This is a genomic window from Pseudomonas putida (assembly GCF_001636055.1).
Lineage (GTDB): Bacteria > Pseudomonadota > Gammaproteobacteria > Pseudomonadales > Pseudomonadaceae > Aquipseudomonas > Aquipseudomonas machongensis.
The window spans coordinates 1,074,650-1,096,003 of sequence record NZ_CP011789.1; the positions used below are offsets into that span (position 1 = coordinate 1,074,650).

Annotated in this window: 18 protein-coding genes and 1 tRNA gene; 11 read left to right on the forward strand and 8 right to left on the reverse strand. The window is 65.0% G+C overall.

All coding sequences use genetic code 11. The features are described 5' to 3' along the window. Positions 1–148 precede the first annotated feature (148 nt). The 7 genes from fdnG (at position 149) to AB688_RS04855 (ending at position 9,367) form a co-directional block, all read left to right on the forward strand. Positions 149–3,217 carry a formate dehydrogenase-N subunit alpha gene (gene fdnG, locus AB688_RS04825; protein WP_155738188.1) on the forward strand — a complete coding sequence of 1,023 codons (3,069 nt, stop codon included), beginning with the start codon at positions 149–151 and terminating at the stop codon, positions 3,215–3,217. Further along, positions 3,217–4,167, forward strand: a complete 951-nt coding sequence (fdxH, locus tag AB688_RS04830; protein ID WP_054893573.1) for a formate dehydrogenase subunit beta — start codon at positions 3,217–3,219, stop codon at positions 4,165–4,167. Before fdnG ends, fdxH begins: the two co-directional genes overlap by 1 nt. Then, positions 4,164–4,820: a formate dehydrogenase subunit gamma gene (locus AB688_RS04835; protein WP_054893574.1), complete on the forward strand. Its 657-nt coding sequence runs from the start codon at positions 4,164–4,166 to the stop codon at positions 4,818–4,820. The genes fdxH and AB688_RS04835 overlap by 4 nt, the downstream gene beginning before the upstream one ends. Before the next feature lie 4 nt (positions 4,821–4,824). Continuing rightward, a complete protein-coding gene (gene fdhE / locus AB688_RS04840) occupies positions 4,825–5,751 on the forward strand; it encodes a formate dehydrogenase accessory protein FdhE (RefSeq protein WP_063542491.1) in 927 nt (308 codons plus the stop codon). 167 nt (positions 5,752–5,918) lie between these two features. Beyond that, positions 5,919–7,346, forward strand: a complete 1,428-nt coding sequence (selA, locus tag AB688_RS04845) for an L-seryl-tRNA(Sec) selenium transferase (protein ID WP_063542493.1) — start codon at positions 5,919–5,921, stop codon at positions 7,344–7,346. Then, positions 7,343–9,265: a selenocysteine-specific translation elongation factor gene (selB, locus tag AB688_RS04850; RefSeq protein WP_063546620.1), complete on the forward strand. Its 1,923-nt coding sequence runs from the start codon at positions 7,343–7,345 to the stop codon at positions 9,263–9,265. The genes selA and selB overlap by 4 nt, the downstream gene beginning before the upstream one ends. A 6-nt stretch (positions 9,266–9,271) precedes the next feature. Then, positions 9,272–9,367, forward strand: a tRNA-Sec gene (locus AB688_RS04855). 119 nt (positions 9,368–9,486) lie between these two features. Here the strand turns inward: AB688_RS04855 and AB688_RS04860 are convergent. Together AB688_RS04860 and AB688_RS04865 are read right to left on the reverse strand one after the other, a co-directional pair. Then, entirely contained in the window at positions 9,487–10,476 is a 990-nt protein-coding gene (locus tag AB688_RS04860) for an asparaginase (protein ID WP_063542495.1), read from the reverse strand. A 72-nt stretch (positions 10,477–10,548) separates the two neighbouring features. After that, a complete protein-coding gene (locus tag AB688_RS04865) occupies positions 10,549–11,991 on the reverse strand; it encodes an alanine/glycine:cation symporter family protein (RefSeq protein ID WP_054893578.1) in 1,443 nt (480 codons plus the stop codon). Between the two features lie 178 nt (positions 11,992–12,169). Here AB688_RS04865 and AB688_RS04870 point away from each other — a divergent pair, with 178 nt between their 5' ends. Beyond that, positions 12,170–12,982 carry a helix-turn-helix domain-containing protein gene (locus AB688_RS04870; RefSeq protein WP_054893579.1) on the forward strand — a complete coding sequence of 271 codons (813 nt, stop codon included), beginning with the start codon at positions 12,170–12,172 and terminating at the stop codon, positions 12,980–12,982. Positions 12,983–13,041: 59 nt separating this feature from the next. Here AB688_RS04870 and AB688_RS04875 read toward each other — a convergent pair whose 3' ends face one another. The 3 genes from AB688_RS04875 to AB688_RS04885 form a co-directional block, all read right to left on the reverse strand. After that, entirely contained in the window at positions 13,042–13,887 is an 846-nt protein-coding gene (locus AB688_RS04875) for an alpha/beta hydrolase (protein WP_063542497.1), read from the reverse strand. Positions 13,888–14,037: 150 nt separating this feature from the next. Continuing rightward, positions 14,038–14,832, reverse strand: a complete 795-nt coding sequence (locus AB688_RS04880; protein ID WP_063542499.1) for a TSUP family transporter — start codon at positions 14,830–14,832, stop codon at positions 14,038–14,040. Positions 14,833–14,851: 19 nt separating this feature from the next. Beyond that, the gene (locus tag AB688_RS04885) at positions 14,852–15,895 is read right to left on the reverse strand and encodes a hypothetical protein (protein ID WP_063542501.1); all 1,044 of its coding nucleotides are present in this window, start codon (positions 15,893–15,895) and stop codon (positions 14,852–14,854) included. Between the two features lie 436 nt (positions 15,896–16,331). Here AB688_RS04885 and AB688_RS04890 point away from each other — a divergent pair, with 436 nt between their 5' ends. Both AB688_RS04890 and AB688_RS04895 read left to right on the forward strand, forming a co-directional pair. Beyond that, positions 16,332–17,216 carry a sugar nucleotide-binding protein gene (locus AB688_RS04890; RefSeq protein WP_063542503.1) on the forward strand — a complete coding sequence of 295 codons (885 nt, stop codon included), beginning with the start codon at positions 16,332–16,334 and terminating at the stop codon, positions 17,214–17,216. Next, positions 17,209–18,141, forward strand: coding sequence for an NAD-dependent epimerase/dehydratase family protein (locus tag AB688_RS04895; protein ID WP_063542505.1), 933 nt, complete (start codon positions 17,209–17,211; stop codon positions 18,139–18,141). Before AB688_RS04890 ends, AB688_RS04895 begins: the two co-directional genes overlap by 8 nt. 84 nt (positions 18,142–18,225) lie before the next feature. Here the strand turns inward: AB688_RS04895 and AB688_RS04900 are convergent, their stop codons facing one another. Then, positions 18,226–18,654 (reverse strand): winged helix-turn-helix transcriptional regulator, encoded by a 429-nt coding sequence (locus AB688_RS04900; RefSeq protein WP_054893585.1) that lies wholly within the window; start codon positions 18,652–18,654, stop codon positions 18,226–18,228. A gap of 100 nt (positions 18,655–18,754) precedes the next feature. On the opposite strand from AB688_RS04900, the gene AB688_RS04905 reads away from it, so the two are divergent. After that, positions 18,755–19,936 carry an MFS transporter gene (locus AB688_RS04905; protein ID WP_063542507.1) on the forward strand — a complete coding sequence of 394 codons (1,182 nt, stop codon included), beginning with the start codon at positions 18,755–18,757 and terminating at the stop codon, positions 19,934–19,936. A 49-nt stretch (positions 19,937–19,985) separates the two neighbouring features. Here AB688_RS04905 and AB688_RS04910 read toward each other — a convergent pair whose 3' ends face one another. Both AB688_RS04910 and AB688_RS04915 read right to left on the reverse strand, forming a co-directional pair. Next, positions 19,986–20,669 (reverse strand): OmpW/AlkL family protein, encoded by a 684-nt coding sequence (locus tag AB688_RS04910; protein ID WP_063542509.1) that lies wholly within the window; start codon positions 20,667–20,669, stop codon positions 19,986–19,988. A gap of 110 nt (positions 20,670–20,779) precedes the next feature. Next, entirely contained in the window at positions 20,780–21,346 is a 567-nt protein-coding gene (locus tag AB688_RS04915; RefSeq protein WP_054893588.1) for a DUF3299 domain-containing protein, read from the reverse strand. Positions 21,347–21,354 lie beyond the last annotated feature (8 nt).

The window sequence follows — 21,354 nt, forward strand, 5'->3', positions numbered from 1 at the left end:
GGTGCCTTGGCGGCATCCATTGACCCTTGTCATAGCACTTCTCGGAATCTTGTCTAGGCTTAACGCTGGCGGTATCTGTCTACCGCCACCGTGAAGTCCAGAGGCGCCGGCAATGTCCCGTGCGTCCAAACCTGATCAGGAGTGCACGATGGACCTGAACCGTCGGCAATTCTTCAAGGTCGCCGCCGTCGGCCTTGGAGGCTCGAGCCTCGCGGCGTTGGGCATGGCCCCGACAGCCGCGTTCGCCGAGCAGGTGCGCCACTTCAAGCTGGCGCACACCAAAGAAACCCGCAACACCTGCCCCTACTGCTCGGTCGGCTGCGGCCTGATCCTGTACAGCCAGGGCGATGCGGGCAAGAACGTCAAACAGAACATCATCCACATCGAAGGCGACGCCGATCATCCGGTCAACCGCGGCACCCTGTGCCCGAAAGGTGCCGGGCTGCTCGACTTCATCCACAGCCCCAGCCGCCTGCAATACCCCGAGATGCGCAAGCCGGGCAGCCAGGAATGGGTGCGGGTCAGCTGGGACGAGGCGCTCGACCGCGTCGCCACGCTGATGAAGCAGGACCGCGATGCCAACTTCATCGAGAAGAACGCCCAGGGCCAGACGGTCAACCGCTGGCTGAGTACGGGCTTCCTCGCGGCGTCGGCAGCGTCCAGCGAAGCAGGCTACCTGACTCATAAAGTCATCCGTTCACTCGGCATGCTGGGGTTCGACAACCAGGCGCGTGTCTGACACGGCCCGACGGTGGCAAGTCTTGCCCCGACGTACGGCCGTGGCGCGATGACCAATCACTGGTCTGACATCGCCAACGCAAACCTGGTGCTGGTCATGGGCGGCAACGCAGCCGAGGCCCACCCCTGCGGGTTCAAATGGGTGACCGAGGCCAAGGCGCACAACAAAGCGCGCCTGATCGTGGTCGATCCGCGTTTCACCCGGACCGCTTCGGTGGCCGACTACTACGCGCCGATTCGCACCGGCAGCGACATCGCCTTCATGGGAGGGCTGATCAACTACCTGCTGACGACCGACCAGATCCAGCACGAATACGTGCGCAACTACACCGACGTGTCGTTCATCGTCAAAGAGAACTATGGCTTCGAAGACGGCCTGTTCAGTGGCTATGACGCGGCCAAGCGGATCTATGCCGACAAGTCCGGCTGGGGCTACGAGCTGGGCGAGGACGGCTTCGCCAAGGTCGACCCGACGCTGCAGCACCCGCGCTGCGTGTTCCAGTTGATGAAGCAGCACTACAGCCGCTACACGCCGGAAATCGCCAGCATGACCTGCGGCATGCCGCAGGACCAGATGATGAAAGTCTGGAAAGAGATCGCCACCTGCGCCGTGCCGGGCAAGACCATGACGATCCTCTACGCCCTGGGCTGGACCCAGCATTCGATCGGCGCGCAGATCATCCGCAGTGCGGCGATGGTCCAGCTGCTGCTGGGCAACGTCGGCATGCCCGGCGGTGGGGTCAACGCCCTGCGCGGGCATTCCAACATCCAGGGCCTGACCGACCTGGGGCTGCTGTCGAACTCGCTGCCGGGGTACCTGACGCTGGCCGGCGATGCCGAGCAGGACTACGCCGCGTTCATCGACAAGCGCGCCTCCAAGCCGCTGCGTCCGGGCCAGCTCTCGTATTGGCAGAACTATGGCAAGTTCCATGTCAGCCTGATGAAGGCCTGGTATGGCGCCAACGCCACCGCCGAGAACAACTGGGGCTACGACTGGCTGCCCAAGCTCGATGTGGCGGCCTACGACGTGCTGCGCATGTTCGAGATGATGAGCCAGGGCAAGGTCAACGGCTACATGTGCCAGGGTTTCAACCCGATCGCCGCGCTGCCGGACAAGAACCGCGTCACCGCGGCGCTGGGCAAGCTCAAGTGGCTGGTGATCATGGACCCGCTGGCCACCGAGACATCCGAGTTCTGGCGCAACGCCGGGCCGTACAACGATGTCGACACGGCCAATATCCAGACCGAGGTGATTCGCCTGCCCACCACCTGCTTTGCCGAGGAGGACGGCTCGCTGGTCAACAGCAGCCGCTGGCTGCAGTGGCACTGGAAGGGCGCTGACGGCCCCGGCGAGACGCGCACCGACGTGCAGATCATGAGCGAGCTGTTCCTGCGTCTGCGTCAGCGCTACAAGTCGGAAGGCGGCGCTTACCCCGACCCGATGCTCAACATCAGCTGGCCGTACAAGATCCCCGAGGAGCCTTCCCCCGAAGAGCTCGCCAAGGAAATGAACGGCTGGGCGGTGAGCGACATGACCGACGCCAGTGGCCTGGCCATCAAGGGCGGCCAGCAGTTGTCGGGCTTCGGCCAGTTGAAAGATGACGGCAGCACAGCATCCGGTTGCTGGATCTTCGCCGGCTGCTGGACCGAGCAAGGCAACCAGATGGCCCGGCGCGACAACAGCGACCCTTACGGCATGCACCAGGTACAGAACTGGGCCTGGGCCTGGCCGGCCAACCGCCGCATCCTCTACAACCGCGCCTCCAGCGACCCGCAGGGCAACCCGTGGGACCCGCACAAGAAACGCCTGGTGTGGTGGAACGGCAAGGCCTGGGGCGGCACTGACGTGCCCGACTTCAAGGTCGACTCTCCGCCTGAAGCGGGGATGAATCCGTTCATCATGAACCCCGAAGGTGTGGCGCGCTTCTTCGCCATCGACAAGATGGCCGAGGGGCCGTTCCCCGAGCACTACGAGCCGTTCGAGACGCCGATCGGGATCAACCCGCTGCACCCGAACAACAAGAAGGCTACCAGCAACCCGGCAGGCCGGATCTTCGATTCGGTGTGGGACACCCTCGGCAAGCACGAGGAGTTCCCCTACGCAGCGACCACCTACCGGCTGACCGAGCACTTCCACTTCTGGAGCAAGCACTGCCGCCTGAACGCGATCATCCAGCCCGAGCAGTTCGTCGAGATCGGTGAAGTGCTGGCCGGCGAGAAGGGCATCAAGGCGGGAGATCGGGTGCGGGTGTCGAGCAAGCGTGGGCATATCGAGGCGGTAGCGGTGGTGACCAAGCGGATCCGTCCGCTGCAGGTCAATAACCAGACCGTGCACCAGATCGGCATCCCGCTGCACTGGGGCTTCACCGGTTCGACCCGGCATGGCTACCTGACCAACACGCTGGTGCCGTTCCTCGGTGATGGCAACACCCAGACGCCGGAGTCCAAGTCGTTCCTCGTCAACGTGGAGAAAATCTGATGGCCCAGCAAGATATCATCGCCCGCTCGGCCACCACGACCGTACCGCCTTCGGTACGCCAGCAGGAGCAGGTCGCCAAGCTGATCGACACCACCAAGTGCATCGGCTGCAAGGCCTGCCAGGTGGCGTGCTCGGAGTGGAACGAGCTGCGCGACGAGGTCGGCCACAACCACGGCACCTACGACAACCCGCAGGACCTCACCGCCGACACCTGGACCCTGATGCGCTTTACCGAGCACGAGCGCGACGACGGGAACCTGGAGTGGCTGATCCGCAAGGACGGCTGCATGCACTGTGCCGACCCTGGCTGCCTCAAGGCCTGCCCGAGCCCCGGCGCGATCATCAAGCACGCCAACGGCATCGTCGACTTCAACCAGGACCACTGCATCGGTTGCGGTTATTGCATCACCGGCTGCCCGTTCAACATCCCGCGAATCTCGCAGAAAGACCACAAGGCCTACAAGTGCAGCCTGTGTTCCGACCGCGTGGCCGTGGGCCTGGAGCCGGCATGCGTGAAGACCTGCCCGACCGGGGCGATCGTCTTCGGCAGCAAGGACGAGATGAAGGTGCATGCCGACGAGCGCATCGTCGACCTCAAGTCGCGCGGCTACGAGAACGCCGGCCTGTACGACCCGGACGGTGTCGGTGGCACCCACGTGATGTACGTGCTGCACCACGCCGATACACCCAGGCTGTATGCAGGCCTGCCGGACCAGCCGGTGATCAGCCCGCTGGTAGGGTTGTGGAAGGGCATCAGCAAACCGCTGGCGCTGCTGGCCATGGGCGCGGCGGTCCTGGCCGGGTTCTTCCACTATGTGCGGGTCGGGCCGCAGCGGGTCGAGGAGGACGAGCATCCCGCTCCGACCGATACCAGCGTGCACCAGGTGGACCCGGCAGTGCACGTCTATGACCCGGGCAAGCCCGGCGGGCAAGGGGAGCAGCGGCCATGAACGACAACAAGCCTATCCTGCGCTACAACGCCAACGAGCGGACCAACCACTGGATCGTCGCGATCCTGTTCTTCATGGCCGGGCTGTCGGGGCTGGCGCTGTTCCATCCGGCACTGTTCTGGCTCAGCAACCTGTTCGGTGGCGGCCCCTGGACACGCATCCTGCATCCCTTCCTCGGGGTGGCGATGTTCGTGTTCTTCCTGGGGCTGGTGATCCGCTTCTGGCGGGCCAACTTCATCACCGCCAACGACCGCCTGTGGCTGCGCCGTGTGGATCGGGTGATGCGCAACGAGGAAGAAGGCGTGCCGCCGATCGGCAAGTACAACGCCGGGCAGAAGCTGCTGTTCTGGACCTTGCTGGTGTGCATGCTGATCCTGCTGGTCAGTGGCGTGGTGATCTGGCGCGCCTGGTTCAGCCAGTACTTCGACATCGGCGCGATTCGCCTGGCCACCTTGCTGCACGCCCTGGCGGCGTTCGTGCTGGTGCTGAGCATCATCGTGCACATCTATGCCGGGATCTGGATCAAGGGCTCGGTCGGCGCCATGCTGCACGGCTGGGTCAGCCGTGCCTGGGCACGTAAACATCATGAGCTGTGGTACCGGGACGTGACCGGCGACAAGACGCCACACAACCCCGGACGGAAAGAAGGATGAGCGCTTGAGCACGATTCTCGAACCCGGGCAGATCGAAGCGTCGGCGGTAATGCCGCCGTTTCTCCACCAGCCCGCCGACAACCTGTTCGAACTGCGCGCGGCGCGACTGGAGCAGCTTGCCGAGGGCCATGCCCTTGGCGACTACCTGAGGCTGGTTGCGCGCCTGTGCCGGGTGCAGCAGCAGTTGCTCGACAATCCACCCTCCGGCGTGCCGGTCGCCGAGGAGCGTCAGCGCCTGTGCATCAGCCACGGCCTGCCGCCGCTGGCGGCCGACAGCCTGGTGCGCGAAGGGCCGTGGTTGGTCTGGCTGCAGGCGCTGCTGGATCGCTTCGAGGTACCGGAGCAGGGTGCCCTGGCGGATGCCCTGAAGGTTCTGCGCAGCAGCGAAGAGAGCCAGCGCAAAGGTTGGGGTATCGCCTTGCTGAGCGGTCAGTACGATGCCGTGCCCGCGGCGCTGGTGCCTTTCATCGGCGCTGCGTTGCAGGCGGCCTGGGCCAGTTGGCGGCGGGGCTTGCCCAGCGATGAGCTCAAGCCCGGCAGCAGCCTCGCGCAGTGTCCGTGCTGCGGCTCGCCAGCGATGGCGGGCCTGGTGCGCAACCGCGGCAAGCACAACGGGCTGCGCTACCTGGCCTGTTCGCTGTGCGCCTGTGAGTGGCATGTGGTGCGGGTCAAGTGTGTGTACTGCGAGTCGAGCAAGGATTTGCGCTACTCCAGCCTGGAGGATGACCGCCATGCCCCAGGCAAGGCGCCGCTGCGGGCGGAGTGCTGCCCTGGTTGCAACACCTACCTCAAGCACTGCTACCTGGAAAATGACGCGATGGGCGAGGCGTTGGCCGATGACCTGGCCAGCCTGGCGCTGGATATCCGGTTGGACGAGGAGGGCTTTCATCGGCTGGCGCCGAACCTGATGTTGGCGCCTGGAGGAGGATGAGGGTCTACACTGCACACCGAGCCGCCCCTATCGCGGGGAAAGTCGCAGCGGCGAACCGCCGCTCCTGCAATGACCCCGCCACCTTTGCGGACGACGGGCAACCTGTAGCAGCGGGCTTGCCCGCGAAAGGGCCATTACAGACACCGGATCAACCAAGGTAGTACCGCATGTCGTCAAGCCTCGCCAATCAAGCGCCACGCCTGCCCTCCATCGACACCCTGCTACGCCACCCCGCCTGCCAGCCCTTGCTCGATCGCCATGGTCGCGACGCCACCCTGGCCAGCCTGCGTCAACTGCTCGACGACCTGCGCGAGCCCGCTCGCCTTGGTCAGTTGAGCGCCGTCGAACTGGCTGCTGAAATCCTGCTCGGTCGCGCCGGCGAGCGCCTGGCGATCCAGCAGCGCAGCCAGGTGCGAAGGGTCTTCAACCTCACCGGCACGGTGCTGCACACCAACCTCGGCCGTGCCCTGTTGCCGGAAGAGGCCGTACAGGCGATGCAGACCGCCGCCCGTTATCCGCTCAACCTCGAATTCGACCTGGCCACCGGCAAGCGCGGTGACCGCGATGACCTGATCGAGGGCCTGATCCGCGAGCTGACCGGCGCCGAGGCAGTCACCGTGGTCAACAACAACGCCGCTGCCGTGCTGCTGGCGCTCAACAGCCTGGGTGCGCGCAAGGAAGGGATCATCTCCCGTGGCGAGCTGATCGAGATCGGCGGCGCCTTCCGCATCCCCGACATCATGGCCCGTGCCGGTGTGCGCCTGCACGAGATCGGCACCACCAACCGCACCCATGCCCGCGACTACGAGGCGGCGATCAATCCGCGCACCGGCCTGCTGATGCGCGTGCATTGCAGCAACTACAGCATCCAGGGCTTTACCACCCAGGTGCCGACCGCCGAGCTTGCGCGCATCGCCCATCAACATGATCTGCCGCTGCTCGAAGACCTGGGCAGCGGCAGCCTGCTCGACCTCACCCGTTGGGGCCTGCCCGCCGAGCCGACGGTGCGTCAGGCGTTGGCGGACGGCGCCGATATCGTCACCTTCAGCGGCGACAAACTGCTGGGTGGTCCGCAGGCGGGCATCATCGTCGGGCGCAAGGAGCTGATCGCCAGGATCAAGAAGAACCCGCTCAAACGCGCGCTGCGTGTGGACAAGATCACCCTGGCGGCGCTCGAGGCGGTGCTGGCGCTGTACCGCGACCCCGATCGCCTGGCCGAACGCTTGCCCAGCCTGCGCCTGCTGACCCGGCCCCAGGACGAGATCGCTGCCCAGGCCCAGCGCCTGGCGCCGGAACTGGCCGCGCGACTGGGCGAGCAGTGGACGGTCGCGGTCGAGCCCGCATTGGGCATGATCGGTAGCGGCAGCCAGCCGGTAGCGCGGCTGCCAAGCGCGGCGCTGTGCCTGCGCCCGCAGGTCTCGAAGAAGCTGCGTGGTCGCAGCCTGAGGGTGCTGGAGCGCGCACTGCGCGAGTTGCCGGTGCCGGTGCTCGGACGCATCGATGACGATGCCCTGTGGCTCGACCTGCGTCAGCTGGATGACGAAACCCAGTGGCTGGCCCAGTTGCCGGCGCTGCAGCTGGGGCCGGTGCAGTGATCGTAGGCACCGCCGGGCATATCGATCACGGCAAGACTGCGCTGCTCCAGGCCCTGACCGGCCAGGCCGGTGACCAGCGCCAGGAAGAGCGCGTCCGGGGCATGACCATCGACCTCGGCTATCGCTATGCGTCGCTGGCCGAAGGCGAGCCGTTGACCGGCTTCATCGACGTCCCCGGTCACGAGCGTTTTATCCACAACATGCTCGCCGGCGCCCATGGCATCGACCTGGTGTTGCTGGTAGTGGCCGCTGACGACGGCGTTATGCCGCAGACCCGCGAGCACCTGGCGATCATCGAGCTGCTGGGCATTCCCCAGGCGCTGGTGGCGATCAGCAAGTGCGACCGGGTCGAGGCACCGCGACTGCTGGAAGTGCAGCACGAGGTCGAAGCGCTGCTGGCCCCCGGGCCTTATGCCGGGGCTCGGCAGTTCGTCTTGTCCAGCGTGACCGGTGAAGGCGTCGAAGTGCTGCGCCAGGCGTTGGTCGAGGCGCGCACGCAGGTGCTGCGGCGTGGGAGCCAAGGAGGCTTTCGGCTGGCAATTGACCGTGCTTTCGCCGTTTCCGGTGCCGGTGTGGTGGTGACCGGCACCGCGCTGGCCGGGCAGGTGAGCGCGGGCGACACCCTGTTGCTGGGCAAGGCTGGCAAAGCTGTGCGGGTGCGTGGCCTGCATGCACAGAACCAGGCCGCGCTGGTGGCCGAGGCCGGGCAGCGCGTGGCGCTGAACATCAGTGCCGAGCGCCTGGCCGTGGAGCACGTGCACCGTGGCGATTGGCTGGTGCCCGAGTGGCTGCATGCGCCCAGTTCGCGTATCGATATCGAGTTGGCATTGTTGCCGGGCGAAACGCGCACCTTCGAGCATTTCAGCGCGGTGCATGTGCACCTCGGTACCCAGGACGTGACGGCGCGCGTGGCGCTGCTGGAGGGCGAGGCTCTGACGGCAGGCCAACGCATGTTCGCTCAGTTGCTGCTCAACGCGCCGCTGCAGGCGGTGCATGGCGACCGCCTGGTGCTGCGCGACCAGCGTGCCCAGCGCACCCTCGGCGGTGGTCGGGTGCTCGACCCTTTCGCCCCCAGCAGGCAGCGCCGCAGCGAGTCGCGCTTGCGCCAACTGCAGGTGCTGCGCGATGCCTGCGATCTGGAGCAGGCCCTGTCGGCCCTTCTGGCGGCGGCTCCCGCCGGGCTCGACCCGCAGCGCCTGGAGCGACAGTTCAACCGTCTGCGCGACAGTTGGCGGTTGCCCGATGACGTCCAGGTGATTGCCACCCGCCAGGGGCCGTTGCTGTTCGATCGTCAGCAATGGCAGGCGCTCAGGCATGAAGTGCTCGAGCAACTGGCGCAGTTCCACGAGCAGGAGCCCGATCAGCTTGGCCCCGACCGCGACCGCCTGCGCCGCTTCTGCGCCTTGCCGCTGGAGCGTGCCGCCTTTGTCAGCCTGCTGGACGAGTTGCTCGGTGAGGGCGCAGTCGCCAGCAGCGGCCCATGGTTGCACCTGCCGGATCACAAGGTGCAGTTGAGTGACGCCGATACTGCGCTCTGGGAGCGTCTGCAACCGCGTTTGCTGGAAGGTGCGTTCGATCCGCCCTGGGTCAGGACCCTGGCTGCAGCCGAGCAGGTGGAGGAAACCCAGGTGCGCCTGCTGATGCGCAAGCTGGCGCGGCTGGGAGTGCTGCACCAGGTGGTGCGCGACCTGTTCTACCCGCAGGAGACGATCCAGCGCATGGCCGAGATGTTGTTGCGCCAGATACAGGACACGCCGGTAGTGCAGGTGGCGGCGTTTCGCGATATGTTGGGCATCGGTCGCAAGCGCAGCGTGCAGATTCTCGAGTACTTCGACCGGCTTGGCCTGACCCGCAGGGTTGCCGAGCAACGTCACATCCGCGCCGATAGCGCGCTGGCCCGGCAGCAGGCCAGGCCCTGAGTTCAAGGAAGGCAATCGCGCCCGGTGGCGCGGCCGGGCTTCAAACCCGGTTGGGGACGGCAGCCGTTCCCGGGCAGGTTCGACTCCCGCTGCCTTCCGCCATTTTCGCCAGGCCTCTTCGCGGGCAAGCCCGCTCCCACAGGTACAGCACAATTCTCAAGAACTGTGGAAATCCCTGCGGGAGCGGGCTTGCCCGCGAAGAGGCCATGACAGGCTGAAACCTAAGCCCGCTCCCCACACAGGTCCAATGCAAACCACCGCTCTGCGGCCTCCACATCCAACCCAGCCCCCAACAGCGCGAACATCTTGCCCAGCGCCGCTTCGCGAGTCATCCCGCCACCACTGACCAGCCCGGTATCGCGCAGCTTGCTGCCGGCGGCATAGGTGTCGAACACCACCGCGCCCTCGGGACACTGGCTGATCGCGACGATCATCACCCCGCGTTGACGCGCACCGTGCAGCGCGTCGAGCAGTGCCTGGTCATCGGACGGGCCGGTACCGCTGCCATAGCACTCAAGCAGCAAGCCCTGGACCCCCGCGTCGAACAGCCCGTGCAGGTAATCCGCACACAACCCTGGGAACACCGGCAGCACCGCCAGCTTCACCGCTTGGCGCACCTGGCGGTAGTCCAGGCTGGCAGGGATCTGTGCAGCGCGCTCGCCCTCGCGGTGGCGTTCCATCACGGTGAACGCATCGAAGGCTTCGCTGCGCAGTTTCGAGGCGCGGCAGCCGTGCAGCAACCGGCCGTGGAAGTAAAGCTGCACGCCTTTGCCCAGGCCCTGCTCGAACTGACGCAACGCGCCGACCAGGTTGTCCCAGGCGTCGCTGTCTGGCGCACCGGCCGGCAGCATGGAGCCGGTAAGCAGGACCGGCACCTGCAGGCCGAGCAGCAGGAACGACAACGTTGCCGCGCTGTAGGCCAGGGTGTCGGTGCCATGCAGTACCAGCACGCCGTCATGGCCGTCATGCTCGACCGCCTCGACGATGGCATCACGCATCGCCAGCCAATTGGCCTGCTGCATGTTGGCGCTGTCGATCAGCGGGTTGAGCTCGCGCAAGGTCCATTGCAGTGTCGGCGCGTCATTGCGCTGTGCGAGGTGGGCACGCATACGTGCATCGAAGCCACCCGCCGGCGCCAGGCCCGCGGGGGTCTGCAGCATGCCGATGGTGCCACCTGTGTAGAGAACGAGGAGATTCTTGACTGCACCCATGGAAGGATTCCGAAGCGAGGAGCGAAGGAAAGCCGGCCGCCCACGAGCGGGGCGGCCGGGCAGGGCAGGGTATCAGCGCTGGTGCTGAAGTTCGCCAGCAGCTTTGTCAGTGGCTGTTTCAGCCTGAGGATTGGCTGGCCAGGCGGCACGGTCCAGGTCCAGGTCGGCAAATTTGCTGGAGTCGAACACCGGCTGCTTGATGCCGGCCTTGCGCTGTGCGTCGTAGTCGCGCATCACGCGCAGGCCGACCTTGAACAGCAGGGCCAGGGCGACCAGGTTGACGAAGGCCAGACAGGTCATGGTGATGTCGGCGAAGGCGAACACGGTCGACAGGTCTTGCATCGAACCCCACACCACCAGCGCCAGCACCAGGCCGCGGAAGGCCATCAGCACGACACGGTTGCGGCTCAGGAACTGCAGGCTGTTCTCGCCCAGGTAGTAGTTGTAGAGGATGCAGGTGAAGACGAACAGCGACAGCGCGACGCTGACGAAGATGCGGCCCCAGTCACCGACCACGGCGGCCAGCGAGTTCTGGGTCAGGACGATACCGTCGCCTTCGAAGCCTGGGGTGTAGAAGCCCGACAGCAGGATCAGCAGCGCGGTGCAGGTGCAGATCACGAAGGTGTCGAGGAACACGCTGAAGGCCTGCACCACGCCTTGGGCGCCTGGGTGCTTCACTGCCGCCACGGCCGCGACGTTCGGGGCACTGCCCAGGCCCGCTTCGTTGGCGAACACGCCGCGTTTCACGCCCATGACGATGGCGCTGCCCAGCAGGCCGGCAAAGGCCGGGTCGAGGCCGAAGGCGCTCTTGAAGATGGTTTCCAGCATGGCAGGCACGTGTTCGATCTGGGTGCCGATCACGTACAGGGTCACGCCGATGTAGGCCAGGGTCTTGATCGGCACCAGCAGGTCCGACACCGCAGCGATGCGCTTGATGCCGCCGATGAAGGTGATGGCCAGCAGCACTGCCAGGACGATACCGGTGTGGCGCGGGTCGAAGGCAAAGGCGTTCTGCAGCGAATGGGTCACGGTGTACGACTGCAGGCCGATGAAGGCGAAGCCGTAGGTGACCAGCAGCAGGATCGAGAACACGATCGCCATGCTCTTGAGCTTCAGGCCGTGCTGAATGTAATAGGCCGGGCCGCCGCGGTACAGGCCGTCGCCGTCGGCGCGCTTGTAGACCTGGGCCAGGGTACATTCGAAGAAGCTGCTGGACATGCCCACCAGTGCGGTGACCCACATCCAGAACACTGCGCCTGGGCCGCCCAGGGTCACGGCGATGCCGACACCGGCAATGTTACCTGCACCGACGCGGCCGGCGAGGCTCAGCATCAGGGCCTGGAACGAGCTCAGTTGGCCAGCCTGGCCGCGCAGGGACTCCTTGAACACGCCGAACATGTGGCCGAAGTGGCGGAACTGGACGAACCGGGAACGAATGGTGAAGTAGCTACCGAGCCCGACGATCAGGACGATGAGCAGTTTTCCTGAAAGGAAATCGTTAAGTGCTTCGAGCATTGGAAAATGACCTCGATTCTTATTCTTCGTGTGGAGTGACCAGCGGCGACAGAGACGCGCGCTATCGTTGGCGCGCATGGTTGGTCATGACACCTGTGGTTACAATTTCGCGGGTTGCTCTGTTTTGGTGCGACTTGATGCTAGACTTGCACCACTCGCATCACCTGGAACGCCGTTCATGGCCGATTTTCTAGCCGCCAATCTCAAACTCGCCTGCAGTCACTACCGCTCTATTTCAGAGGTTTGCCGACAGCTGTCGATAAATCGCGCGCAATTCAACAAGTACCTGAGCGGGCAGAGCCAGCCGACGACCTACAACCTCAAGCGCATCGGCGATTTCTTCGGGGTCGAGGATTACGAGTTGAACCTGCCGCCGGAACAGTTCGCCCGGCTGATCGGTGCGCGCAACCCTTCGGTGTCGTCAGGCCCGCAGGACGACCCGATCAGCGAGCTGTTCAAGCCCTTGCATGCCCAGGCCGGCAACCTGTCGCGCTATTGCGGCTACTACTTCGAATATTCCAACTGCATGTCGGTACCAGGCTCGATCCTGGTGTCGCTGGTACACCTGTGGGAAGAGCGCGGCAGCTTCCTGTTCGAGCGCCAGGAACGCCAGGAGCGCAGCAGTGCCGGCAGCCAGCATGCGGAGGTACGTTGCCGCTACTTGGGCGCAGCGTTTCAGTTGCAGGATCGGGTGTTCCTGATCGACTACGAGTCGCTGACCCTCAACGAGATGAGCCAGACCGTGCTCATCCCCAGCTTCAAGAGCCGTATCACCCGCCTCAACGGGCTCAAGACCGGGGTCTCCAGCGGCGACCGGCGCAACCCTGCCTGCACCCGCGTGGTGTGGGAGTTTCTTGGTGAAGAGATCAACCGTATCAACGCCTATCGCCAGGTGAAGCTCTATCGCCCGGACGACCCTCGCATCGACGATGATATTCGCGACCGGCTCGGCGCCGGCGCGATCAGCAACGGGTTGTTCGAGATCGAATAGGGGTTTCGGCTCTACCAGCGCGGCGTCTTTTTCGCGGGACAAGTGGGGTGCCGAACCAGTCACTCTCGGTCGAGTATGAACGCCGCCACCGCATCCGCTACCTGATCGGCAATCTCCGGTGCATCGCGCAGGTGTGCGGCGATGCCGTGGTCGCAGTCGGTCAGCAACAGGCACTCCACATGGGGCGCCGGCACCGAGCGCAGCAGCGCATGGGTGACTTCCTCCGGAATCGGGCTGTAGCGCTGCACCCCGCGCAGCATTCGGGTACCGGCGCTGGTGCCGGGGCCTTGGCCGTGGGTCTGGGAGTTGAGGCCGTCGTACTCGCCGATCACCAGCAGTACCCGCCCCTGGAACTGGCGCAGGAAGGCGTAGCTGTCGCAGTCGAGAAAGGCGTAGGGCTTGCGGATCGCCGCGCTGAAGGCCGGCCCGAATGGCGCGTCGTGGGCGTCATCGGGGTAGACCGCCGGGCAGATCAGCACCAGCTTGTCGATGTCTGGCAGTTGCGCCGCAAGCTTGAGGGCAATGGCGCCACCCAGGCTGTGGCCGACCAGGGTGCGGCAGCGTTCGGCGATATGCCGGTGGAAGCGCCGGGCCTCCTGCAGGTTGATCGCCAGGGTCGGTGCGCTGGCGCCGGGTTCGCTCGCCTGGCTGTGGCCGGACAGGTTGCCGGTCAGCGAGCCGATGCCCTGGCGTTGCAGGCGATAGAGCAGCGGGTTGAGGCGGGTGAAGTCGGAGCGCGCGCCGCCAACCACGAACAGCGGCGGCGCCCGCTCGCTGTCGGGCAAAAGCAGGCGTGCCTGCTGTTGATAACCGTCGAATGCTTCGTCGATGAAGCATTCGGTGCCCGGCGCAGGTTCGTCGTATTGCCAGCTGCCGCGTTGGTCGGAGGTGTTCGCGAAGTCCATGGCGCTCCTAGGCTCTGTATGAAAAACCTTGATACTCGGTGATGCTGCGTTGAAAACAGCCTCGGAATGCTCATTTACAACCCGTAAACTCCGCTTCCTCGGCTGTTTTCGCCTTGCCTGACCTTCGTCTCAAGGCTTTTCATACAGACCCTAGAGGAACTGATGTTGCAGCCATTCGCCGAGCGGGTTGCCTGCGCCAAGCAGCAGCTTGAGGGCCATGATGCAGCACACGCAGACCAGCAACGGCTTGATCAGCCTGGGTCCGAAATGCACCGCGCAGCGTGCGCCCAGTTGCGCACCGATGACCGCGGCACAGGCCATCGCCAGGGCCAGGGGCCAGATGATCGCCCCGCTCAGCGAGAATACCGAGAGGGCGCCGAGGTTGCACGCGGCGTTGAGCAGCTTGCTGTTGCACACGGCGCGCAGCAGGTGCTGACCAAGCAGGATTACGCAGGCGAGCATGAAGAACGAACCCACCCCAGGGCCGAACACGCCGTCATAGAAGCCGATCAGCGGGGCGGCGGTCAGGCAGAACACGGCGTTGGAGATCTTCGCCTTGCGCTCGTGCTCATCGGGCTTGGGGCTGAAAGCGAAGTAGGCCGCAACCAGGATCAGCAGCACCGGCACGCAGGCTTGCAGGAACGTCTTGGGCACCAGGCTCACCGACAGCGCGCCGAGGGCGCCGCCGGCGAAGGCCATGGCGGCCATAGGCAGGCCGCGTTGCCAGTCGATCATGCCCTTGCGGGCGAAGGCGACGGTGGCCGACACCGTCGCCGAGGCCGCCTGGAATTTGTTGGTGGCGATGGCCGCCAACGGGTCGATGCCGGCGACGAACAGTACCGGCAGGGTGATCAGCCCGCCGCCACCCGCGATGGCGTCGAAGAAGCCGGCCATCAGCGCCACCGACGCGAGGGTCAGCAGCAGGGGGACATCGATTTCCATCATTACCGCACGTTCCTTTTATTCAGCCGCGCACCAGCAGCGGATCCGGAGTGATCACCCGAGGTTGGGCGAAGGGGGAGTAGCCGAACAGCCGCACCAGCAGGCGACGGTTGTCCTGGACGATGTCGCGACCATGCAGGGCGCGGTTGTTGTTGATCACCAGGGCGGTGTCCGGTTGCAGCACGAAGGGCCTTGGCCGCGTCTCGGCGACCCGCTGCTGGAAGGCGTCGAAGGCCTGGGCGGCGAGGTCGCTGGCCTGGTCGTTGAGCGAGAACCGGTACGAGTTGTAACGCAGGGCAAAGCCGCCGTTGGCGTCGAACTGCAGCATCGCGGTGGCCTGCTCCGGTTCACCGCTGCCCGCGACGAAACAGTCGCTGCGGGTGAAGTCGAACGACGCTGAGGTTAGCGCCAGCGCGTGCAGGCTGCCCAAGCCTTCTATGACCTCGCGCATGGGAATGACGTGGGTCGGCTCGTTCGCCGGGTTCCAGCGCGCGGTGAGGATCAGCGCAGAGGGGGCCGGGGAATGGTCATCGCGAGCGATCACCGAGCAGTTGTACGGAGCTTCGGTGTGTGGGCCCAGGCGCAAGCCAGCGTGGGAGCTGAGTTCCACGCGGGTGTCGCGGGTTTCCTGCGGACGCGGCTGGCTGCCGCCGCCCTTGAAGTTGCCGACCAGACGCACCTGCTTGCCTTCGTTGTCGATATCGAAGGCGAACGCCCGGTAGCGCACCAGTTCCAGCAGGATCTGGTTGCGTGAAGCCAGGTAGAGGCAGCGGGGGTCGTGCTCCAGGCCCTGCAGCTCAGGCAGGTCTTCGGGGATGGGATCGTGCTCCGGGCAGCTCATGCCGCGGTACATCAGTGCAGACAGCGTGCCGTCGGCGAAGCGCCGCAGTGTCGCTTGTTGCTGGGCATCGAGCGATCTTGTCAGCGCTTCGGCGCATTGCCGTGCCTTGCCGGCTGCCCCGAAGACTTCCGGGCCGCCGAGTCGGGCGAGGGATTGGCTGGCGACGAACAGCGCATCGGCTTGATCCTGGGTAAATTCCAGGTACGCGACTTCGGAATCCTGCATGGGAAACCTTCCTTGTTATTGTTGTGTTGGCGTTCCGTGCCGGCCGACAGCTGGAGTGAGTTGACCTGACTGGTGTAACTCCAGTCGGTAGTGGCCAACTGCCGCGCAGTATCGGGTAGTTTCCGAAGGTGCAAAAGAGGGGGTGGAAAATTTCACAGCCGTGAAACGTTGTGAAGATCGAAGCCGGCGCGTCATGGTGGTGCTCCTGGTTATCGGGTGCGCATACGGGGCTGCCATGCCCCGGCCTCTGCTATTAACTCAGGGTTTTCGTCTGGCGTGGTGCAAGACCGGTTTTATGTGAGCGCCAGAGAAAGCTTCGATGCCTGTTGGAAACTTCCTACCTACAGACGAGGAAGCCCCTAGGGTTGGACTTCCCCTGGCGGAAACCGCAAAATGACCCCTTTCCCTAATCGATCTGAGCGGACCTGCTGACTCTATGCGTATGCGCCTGATGCTGTTGGGTGGTGGCAATGCCCTCGGGCAAGCGCTGATTCGTCTCGGGGCCGAGGAAGACATCGCGTTTCTGGCACCGCGCCCGCCGGACGAGGGCTGGGATCCGGCCAGCCTCACCCAGTTGCTCGACGATCACCGCCCCGATGCCCTGGTCAACCTGGCCTATTACTTCGACTGGTTCCAGGCCGAGTCGGTCAGCGAACAGCGCCTCGCCCTTCAGGAACGTGCCGTGGAGCGTCTGGCCGAATTGTGCCAGCACCACGAGATCACGCTGGTCCAGCCTTCCAGCTATCGCGTGTTCGACGGCTCGCGCGCCACCTCCTACAGCGAGAAGGACGAGCCGGTGCCGCTGGGCCTGCGTGGCCAGGCGCTGTGGCGCATCGAGCAGAGCGTGCGTGCGGCCTGCCCGCAGCATGTGCTGCTGCGTTTCGGTTGGGTGCTGGACGAAAGCCTCGACGGCGCACTCGGGCGCTTCCTGACGCGCGCCGAGCAACCGCAGGAGCTGCTGCTGGCCGATGACCGCCGCGGCAACCCGACGCCGGTCGACGATGCCGCCCGGGTGATCCTCTCGGTGATCAAGCAGCTGGACTGCGATGCGCCGCTGTGGGGCACCTACCATTACGCTGGCAACGAGGCGACCACACCGCTGGCGCTGGGACAAGCTATCCTTTCCGAGGCAGCGCAGTGGCACAAGCTGGCCGTGCAGGCCCCCACCGCACAGGCCCATGCCGCGCGCCCGGATGCCAGCGAGGAGCCGCAGCACGCGGTGCTGGCCTGCAAGAAGATCCTTCACACCTTCGGCATCAAGCCCCGCGCCTGGCGCGCCGGCTTGCCGCCCCTACTGGACCGTTTCTATCGTCATGGCTGATGCCCCCATCCTCATTACCGGCGGAGCTGGTTTCATCGGCTCCCACCTGTGCGATGCGCTGCTGGACAAAGGCTATGCGGTGCGCATTCTCGATGACCTGTCCACCGGCAAGCGCAGCAACCTGCAGATCGACCATCCACGCCTGCAACTGATCGAAGGTGATGTTGCCGACACTGCACTGGTTACCCGTGCAGCCGCCGGTTGCGCGGCGGTGGTCCACCTCGCTGCGGTCGCGTCGGTGCAGGCGTCGGTGGACGACCCGGTCAAGACCCACCAGAGCAACTTCATCGGCACTCTCAATGTCTGCGAGGCGATGCGCATCAATGGTGTGCGCCGGGTGTTGTTCGCCTCGAGCGCGGCGGTCTACGGCAACAATGGCGAAGGCCAGTCGATCACCGAGGACACGCCCAAGGCGCCACTGACGCCCTATGCAGTGGACAAGCTGGCTGGCGAGCAGTACCTGGACTTCTACCGCCGCCAACATGGGCTGGAGCCTGTGGTGTTCCGCTTCTTCAATATCTTCGGGCCGCGCCAGGATCCCTCGTCGCCGTACTCGGGGGTGATCAGCATCTTCTGCGAGCGTGCGACAAAGGGCTTGCCGATCACCGTGTTCGGCGATGGCGAGCAGACCCGCGACTTCCTCTATGTCGGCGACCTGGTGCAGGTGATGGTACAGGCGCTGGAGCAGCCGCAGGTGGAAGAGGGCGCTGTTAACATCGGCTTGAACCAGGCGACTTCGCTGAATCACTTGCTTGCAGCATTGCAGCAGGTGGTTGGCAGCTTGCCGACGATCAGCCATGGCCCGGCGCGCGCGGGTGATATCCGCCACTCGCGGGCGGACAACCACCGGCTGTTGGCGCGTTTCGATTTTCCCCAGGCGACGCCGATCGCCGAGGGGCTGGCGCGTTTGTTGGGCAAAGACTGACAAACACGTTGGCGTTCCAGGTACTCCACTGATCTCCAGAACAGTGGAGTACCCGCGAACAAGCCCTGATAGGCCAGAACACCATCAAGCCCGCCGACAATCCTCCGGCCCCAGCACCCGCCCATCCCGCGCCCGTACTTCCAGCTTCGCTACAGGTTCGCCCTTGGCATTGTCCAGCAGCACCGAACGCGTCTCGCCCGCCTCGAACTGAAACCGCTCCCCCCACTGACGCAGGCCCACCACGATCGGAAACACCGAGCGGCCTTTTTCTGTCAGCACATATTCCTTGTACGCACTGCCATCCGACGCCGGCTGCAGCTCCATGAGCCCTGTTTCCACCAGCAGCTTCAGGCGCGTGGCGAGGATGTTCTTCGCCAGCCCCAGGTTCTTCTGGAACTCGCTGAAACGGCGCAGCCCATCGAACGCGTCGCGCAGGATCATCAGTGCCCAGCGGTCGCCCAGCACTTCGAGTGCCCGGGCCACGGGGCATCGGCTGTTGTTTTCGTCGAGCATCGATCATTCCGGATGAGACAGTTTGGTTGCAGATTAAAACCAGGTTTGTTAGAAATCCAGCTTGTGGTTTTGTTTTGAAACCAGATTGCCAGGAGTCTGCATGTCATCTGCCCACGATGCATCTTCGTTTCAACTCACTCGCGGCCTGACCCTGTTGCTGGCCGCAGCCTGCGCACTGGCGGTGGCCACGGTGTACTGCGCCCAGCCGCTGTTGGAGTCCATGGCCCAGAGCCTGGGCGTGCCGAGTCGTCAGGTCGGCTGGGTGGTCGGCGCAACCCAGGCAGGCTACGCACTAGGATTGCTGCTGATCGTGCCGCTAGGGGACCTGCTCGACCGCAAGCGCTTGATCCTTGCGCAGTTGCTGCTGTCGGCACTGGCGCTGGTCGCGGTCGGCCTGGCCCAGCATTGGGCGGCGCTGTTGGCGGCCATGGGCATGGTCGGGCTGATGGCCGTGGTGGTGCAGCTGATGGTCGCCCAGGCGGCCACCCTGGCGACACCGGCGCAGCAGGGGCAGGCGGTGGGAACGGTTACCAGCGGCATCGTAGTGGGGATTTTGCTGGCGCGGCTGGTGGCGGGAGTCGTGGCTGATCTGGCTGGCTGGCGAGGGGTTTATTTCGCTGCTGCCGGGTTGGCGCTGCTGATGGTCGTGCTGCTCGGCTGGCGTATGCCCTCTGCACGACCTCTGGGGCAGCGCCAACATTACCGGGCGTTGTTGCGCTCTATGGCGGTGCTGCTGCGCGATGATCGCCTGCTGCGCCAGCGGGGTGTGTTCGCATTACTGATCTTCGCCGCGTTTAGCGTGCTGTGGAGCAGCATGGTGCTGCCGTTGAGTGCGCTGCAACTGACCCACACCCAGATCGGCCTGTTCGGCCTGGCCGGTGTCGCCGGAGCCCTTGCCGCATCGCGTGCCGGGCGTTTGGCCGATCGCGGCCTTGGGCAGCGCACCACAGGGCTGGCGCTGGGGCTGCTGACACTGTCGTGGCTGCCGAGCCTGTTCGTCGGGCAGTCGCTGCTGGCGCTGGTAGCCGGTGTGGTGATGCTGGACCTCGCCGTGCAGGCAGTGCATGTGACCAACCAGAGCCTGCTGCTGGCCGGGCGGGCGGAGATGGCCAGTCGTCTGATTGGCGCGTACATGTGCTGCTATTCGGTGGGTAGTGGGGCGGGGGCGGTGACGGCGAGCTGGGTCTACGGGGCGTGGGGGTGGGGCGCGGTATGTGGACTGGGAGCTGGAGTCAGCGCGTTGGCGTGGGGGTATTGGTGGTGGCTGCAACGCCAGGGCTGAGCGGCAGCCAGAGGCCCCGCTGTACGGCGGGGCCTGAGTGCGTTGCGTGTCAGAACTTGTAGCCGATACCGACCATGTAGACCCACGGATCGACATCGACGTTGACCTTGGTCTTGCCCACGCCCAGGGCGCTCGGACCGTCGATGGTGGCCTTGGTGTCGATGTCGACGTACCAGACCGCGGCGTTGACCAGCAGGTTGTCGGTCAGCATGTAGTCCATGCCCAACTGGCCAGCCAGGCCGATGGAGTCCTGCAGCTTCATGTTACTGAAGCCCTGCTGCTTGCGGGCGCTGCTGAGGTCTTCATCGAAGAACAGCGTGTAGTTGATGCCGATACCGGCATAGGGCTGGAACTTCGACGAGGCTTCCATCGGGTAGTACTGCAGCGAGAGGGTCGGTGGCAGTTGCTTGATGTCGGCCAGCTTGCCGTCGAGCCCGCCGCCCAGGCCCTTGACGCCCACGGTGTGCTTGAACGGCGTGGCAGCGAGCAGCTCGATGCCGACGTGGTCGGTGAGCATGTAGGCGAAGGCCAGGCCCAGCTGGGTGTCGCTGTCGAGGGTGGCCTTGGTGCCGGAGACCTTGGCGCCGTCGAGCTTGAGGTCACTGCTGCTTTCATTCGGCGCAGTGGTGATGGCGCCGGCACGCATGATGAAGTCACCCGCCTGGTGGGCGTGGGCAACGGGGGCTGCGAGCGCCAACGCGACGAGCGAGGCACCGAGCAATGTCTTGTTCATGGAAGCTCCCAGAGGACGTAAGTAATCGAGTAGTCCAATGGTAAGGAGCCGTCCAAACACATTGTTTGACTCAGCTCAACGAAGCGGGCTTCACACGGGCGACACAGTTCTCATTTCAGCTCATATGCGTAGATTTTCTCGGCTTCCATCTGGTAACCGGCGTCGGCCAGCTCGCTGCTGGTGTTCTTGACCTGCATACGTCCCTCGATCCAGTAGGGCTGGTACAGGTCTTCGACGCGCACGCCCATCTCGCTGAAGATGTGCACGATCTGGTTGGACGGCGGCGGCGGCACGTGGATGCAGGCGCCGTAGTAGGGCACCAGGAGAAACTCGGTGGTGCGGCCTTCTTCGCTGACTTCCAGCGGCACGATGTAGCCGGGCAGTTTGACCTGCTGCCCGTCCAGCGCCTTGACCACCGGTGCGTCGGGCGCCTGCTGGCGGGCTGCCGGGGCAGACTCGGCCGCGAGCGCGTCGCCCAGCGAATTGCCCATCTGCGAGAGGTCATGCAGCGGGGTGAGCTGTGGGGGGATGACTGGCGCGCCCTCGGGGATCAGTGCCGGCCAGTCCAGCTCGCGCGGCTCGTCCGCCCAGGCCGGGATGATCAGCACCAGCAGCAACAGCAGGAGGATCTGTAGTGCTCTCTTCGCGGGCAAGCCCGTTCCCACAGGGATCGACATGACAAACT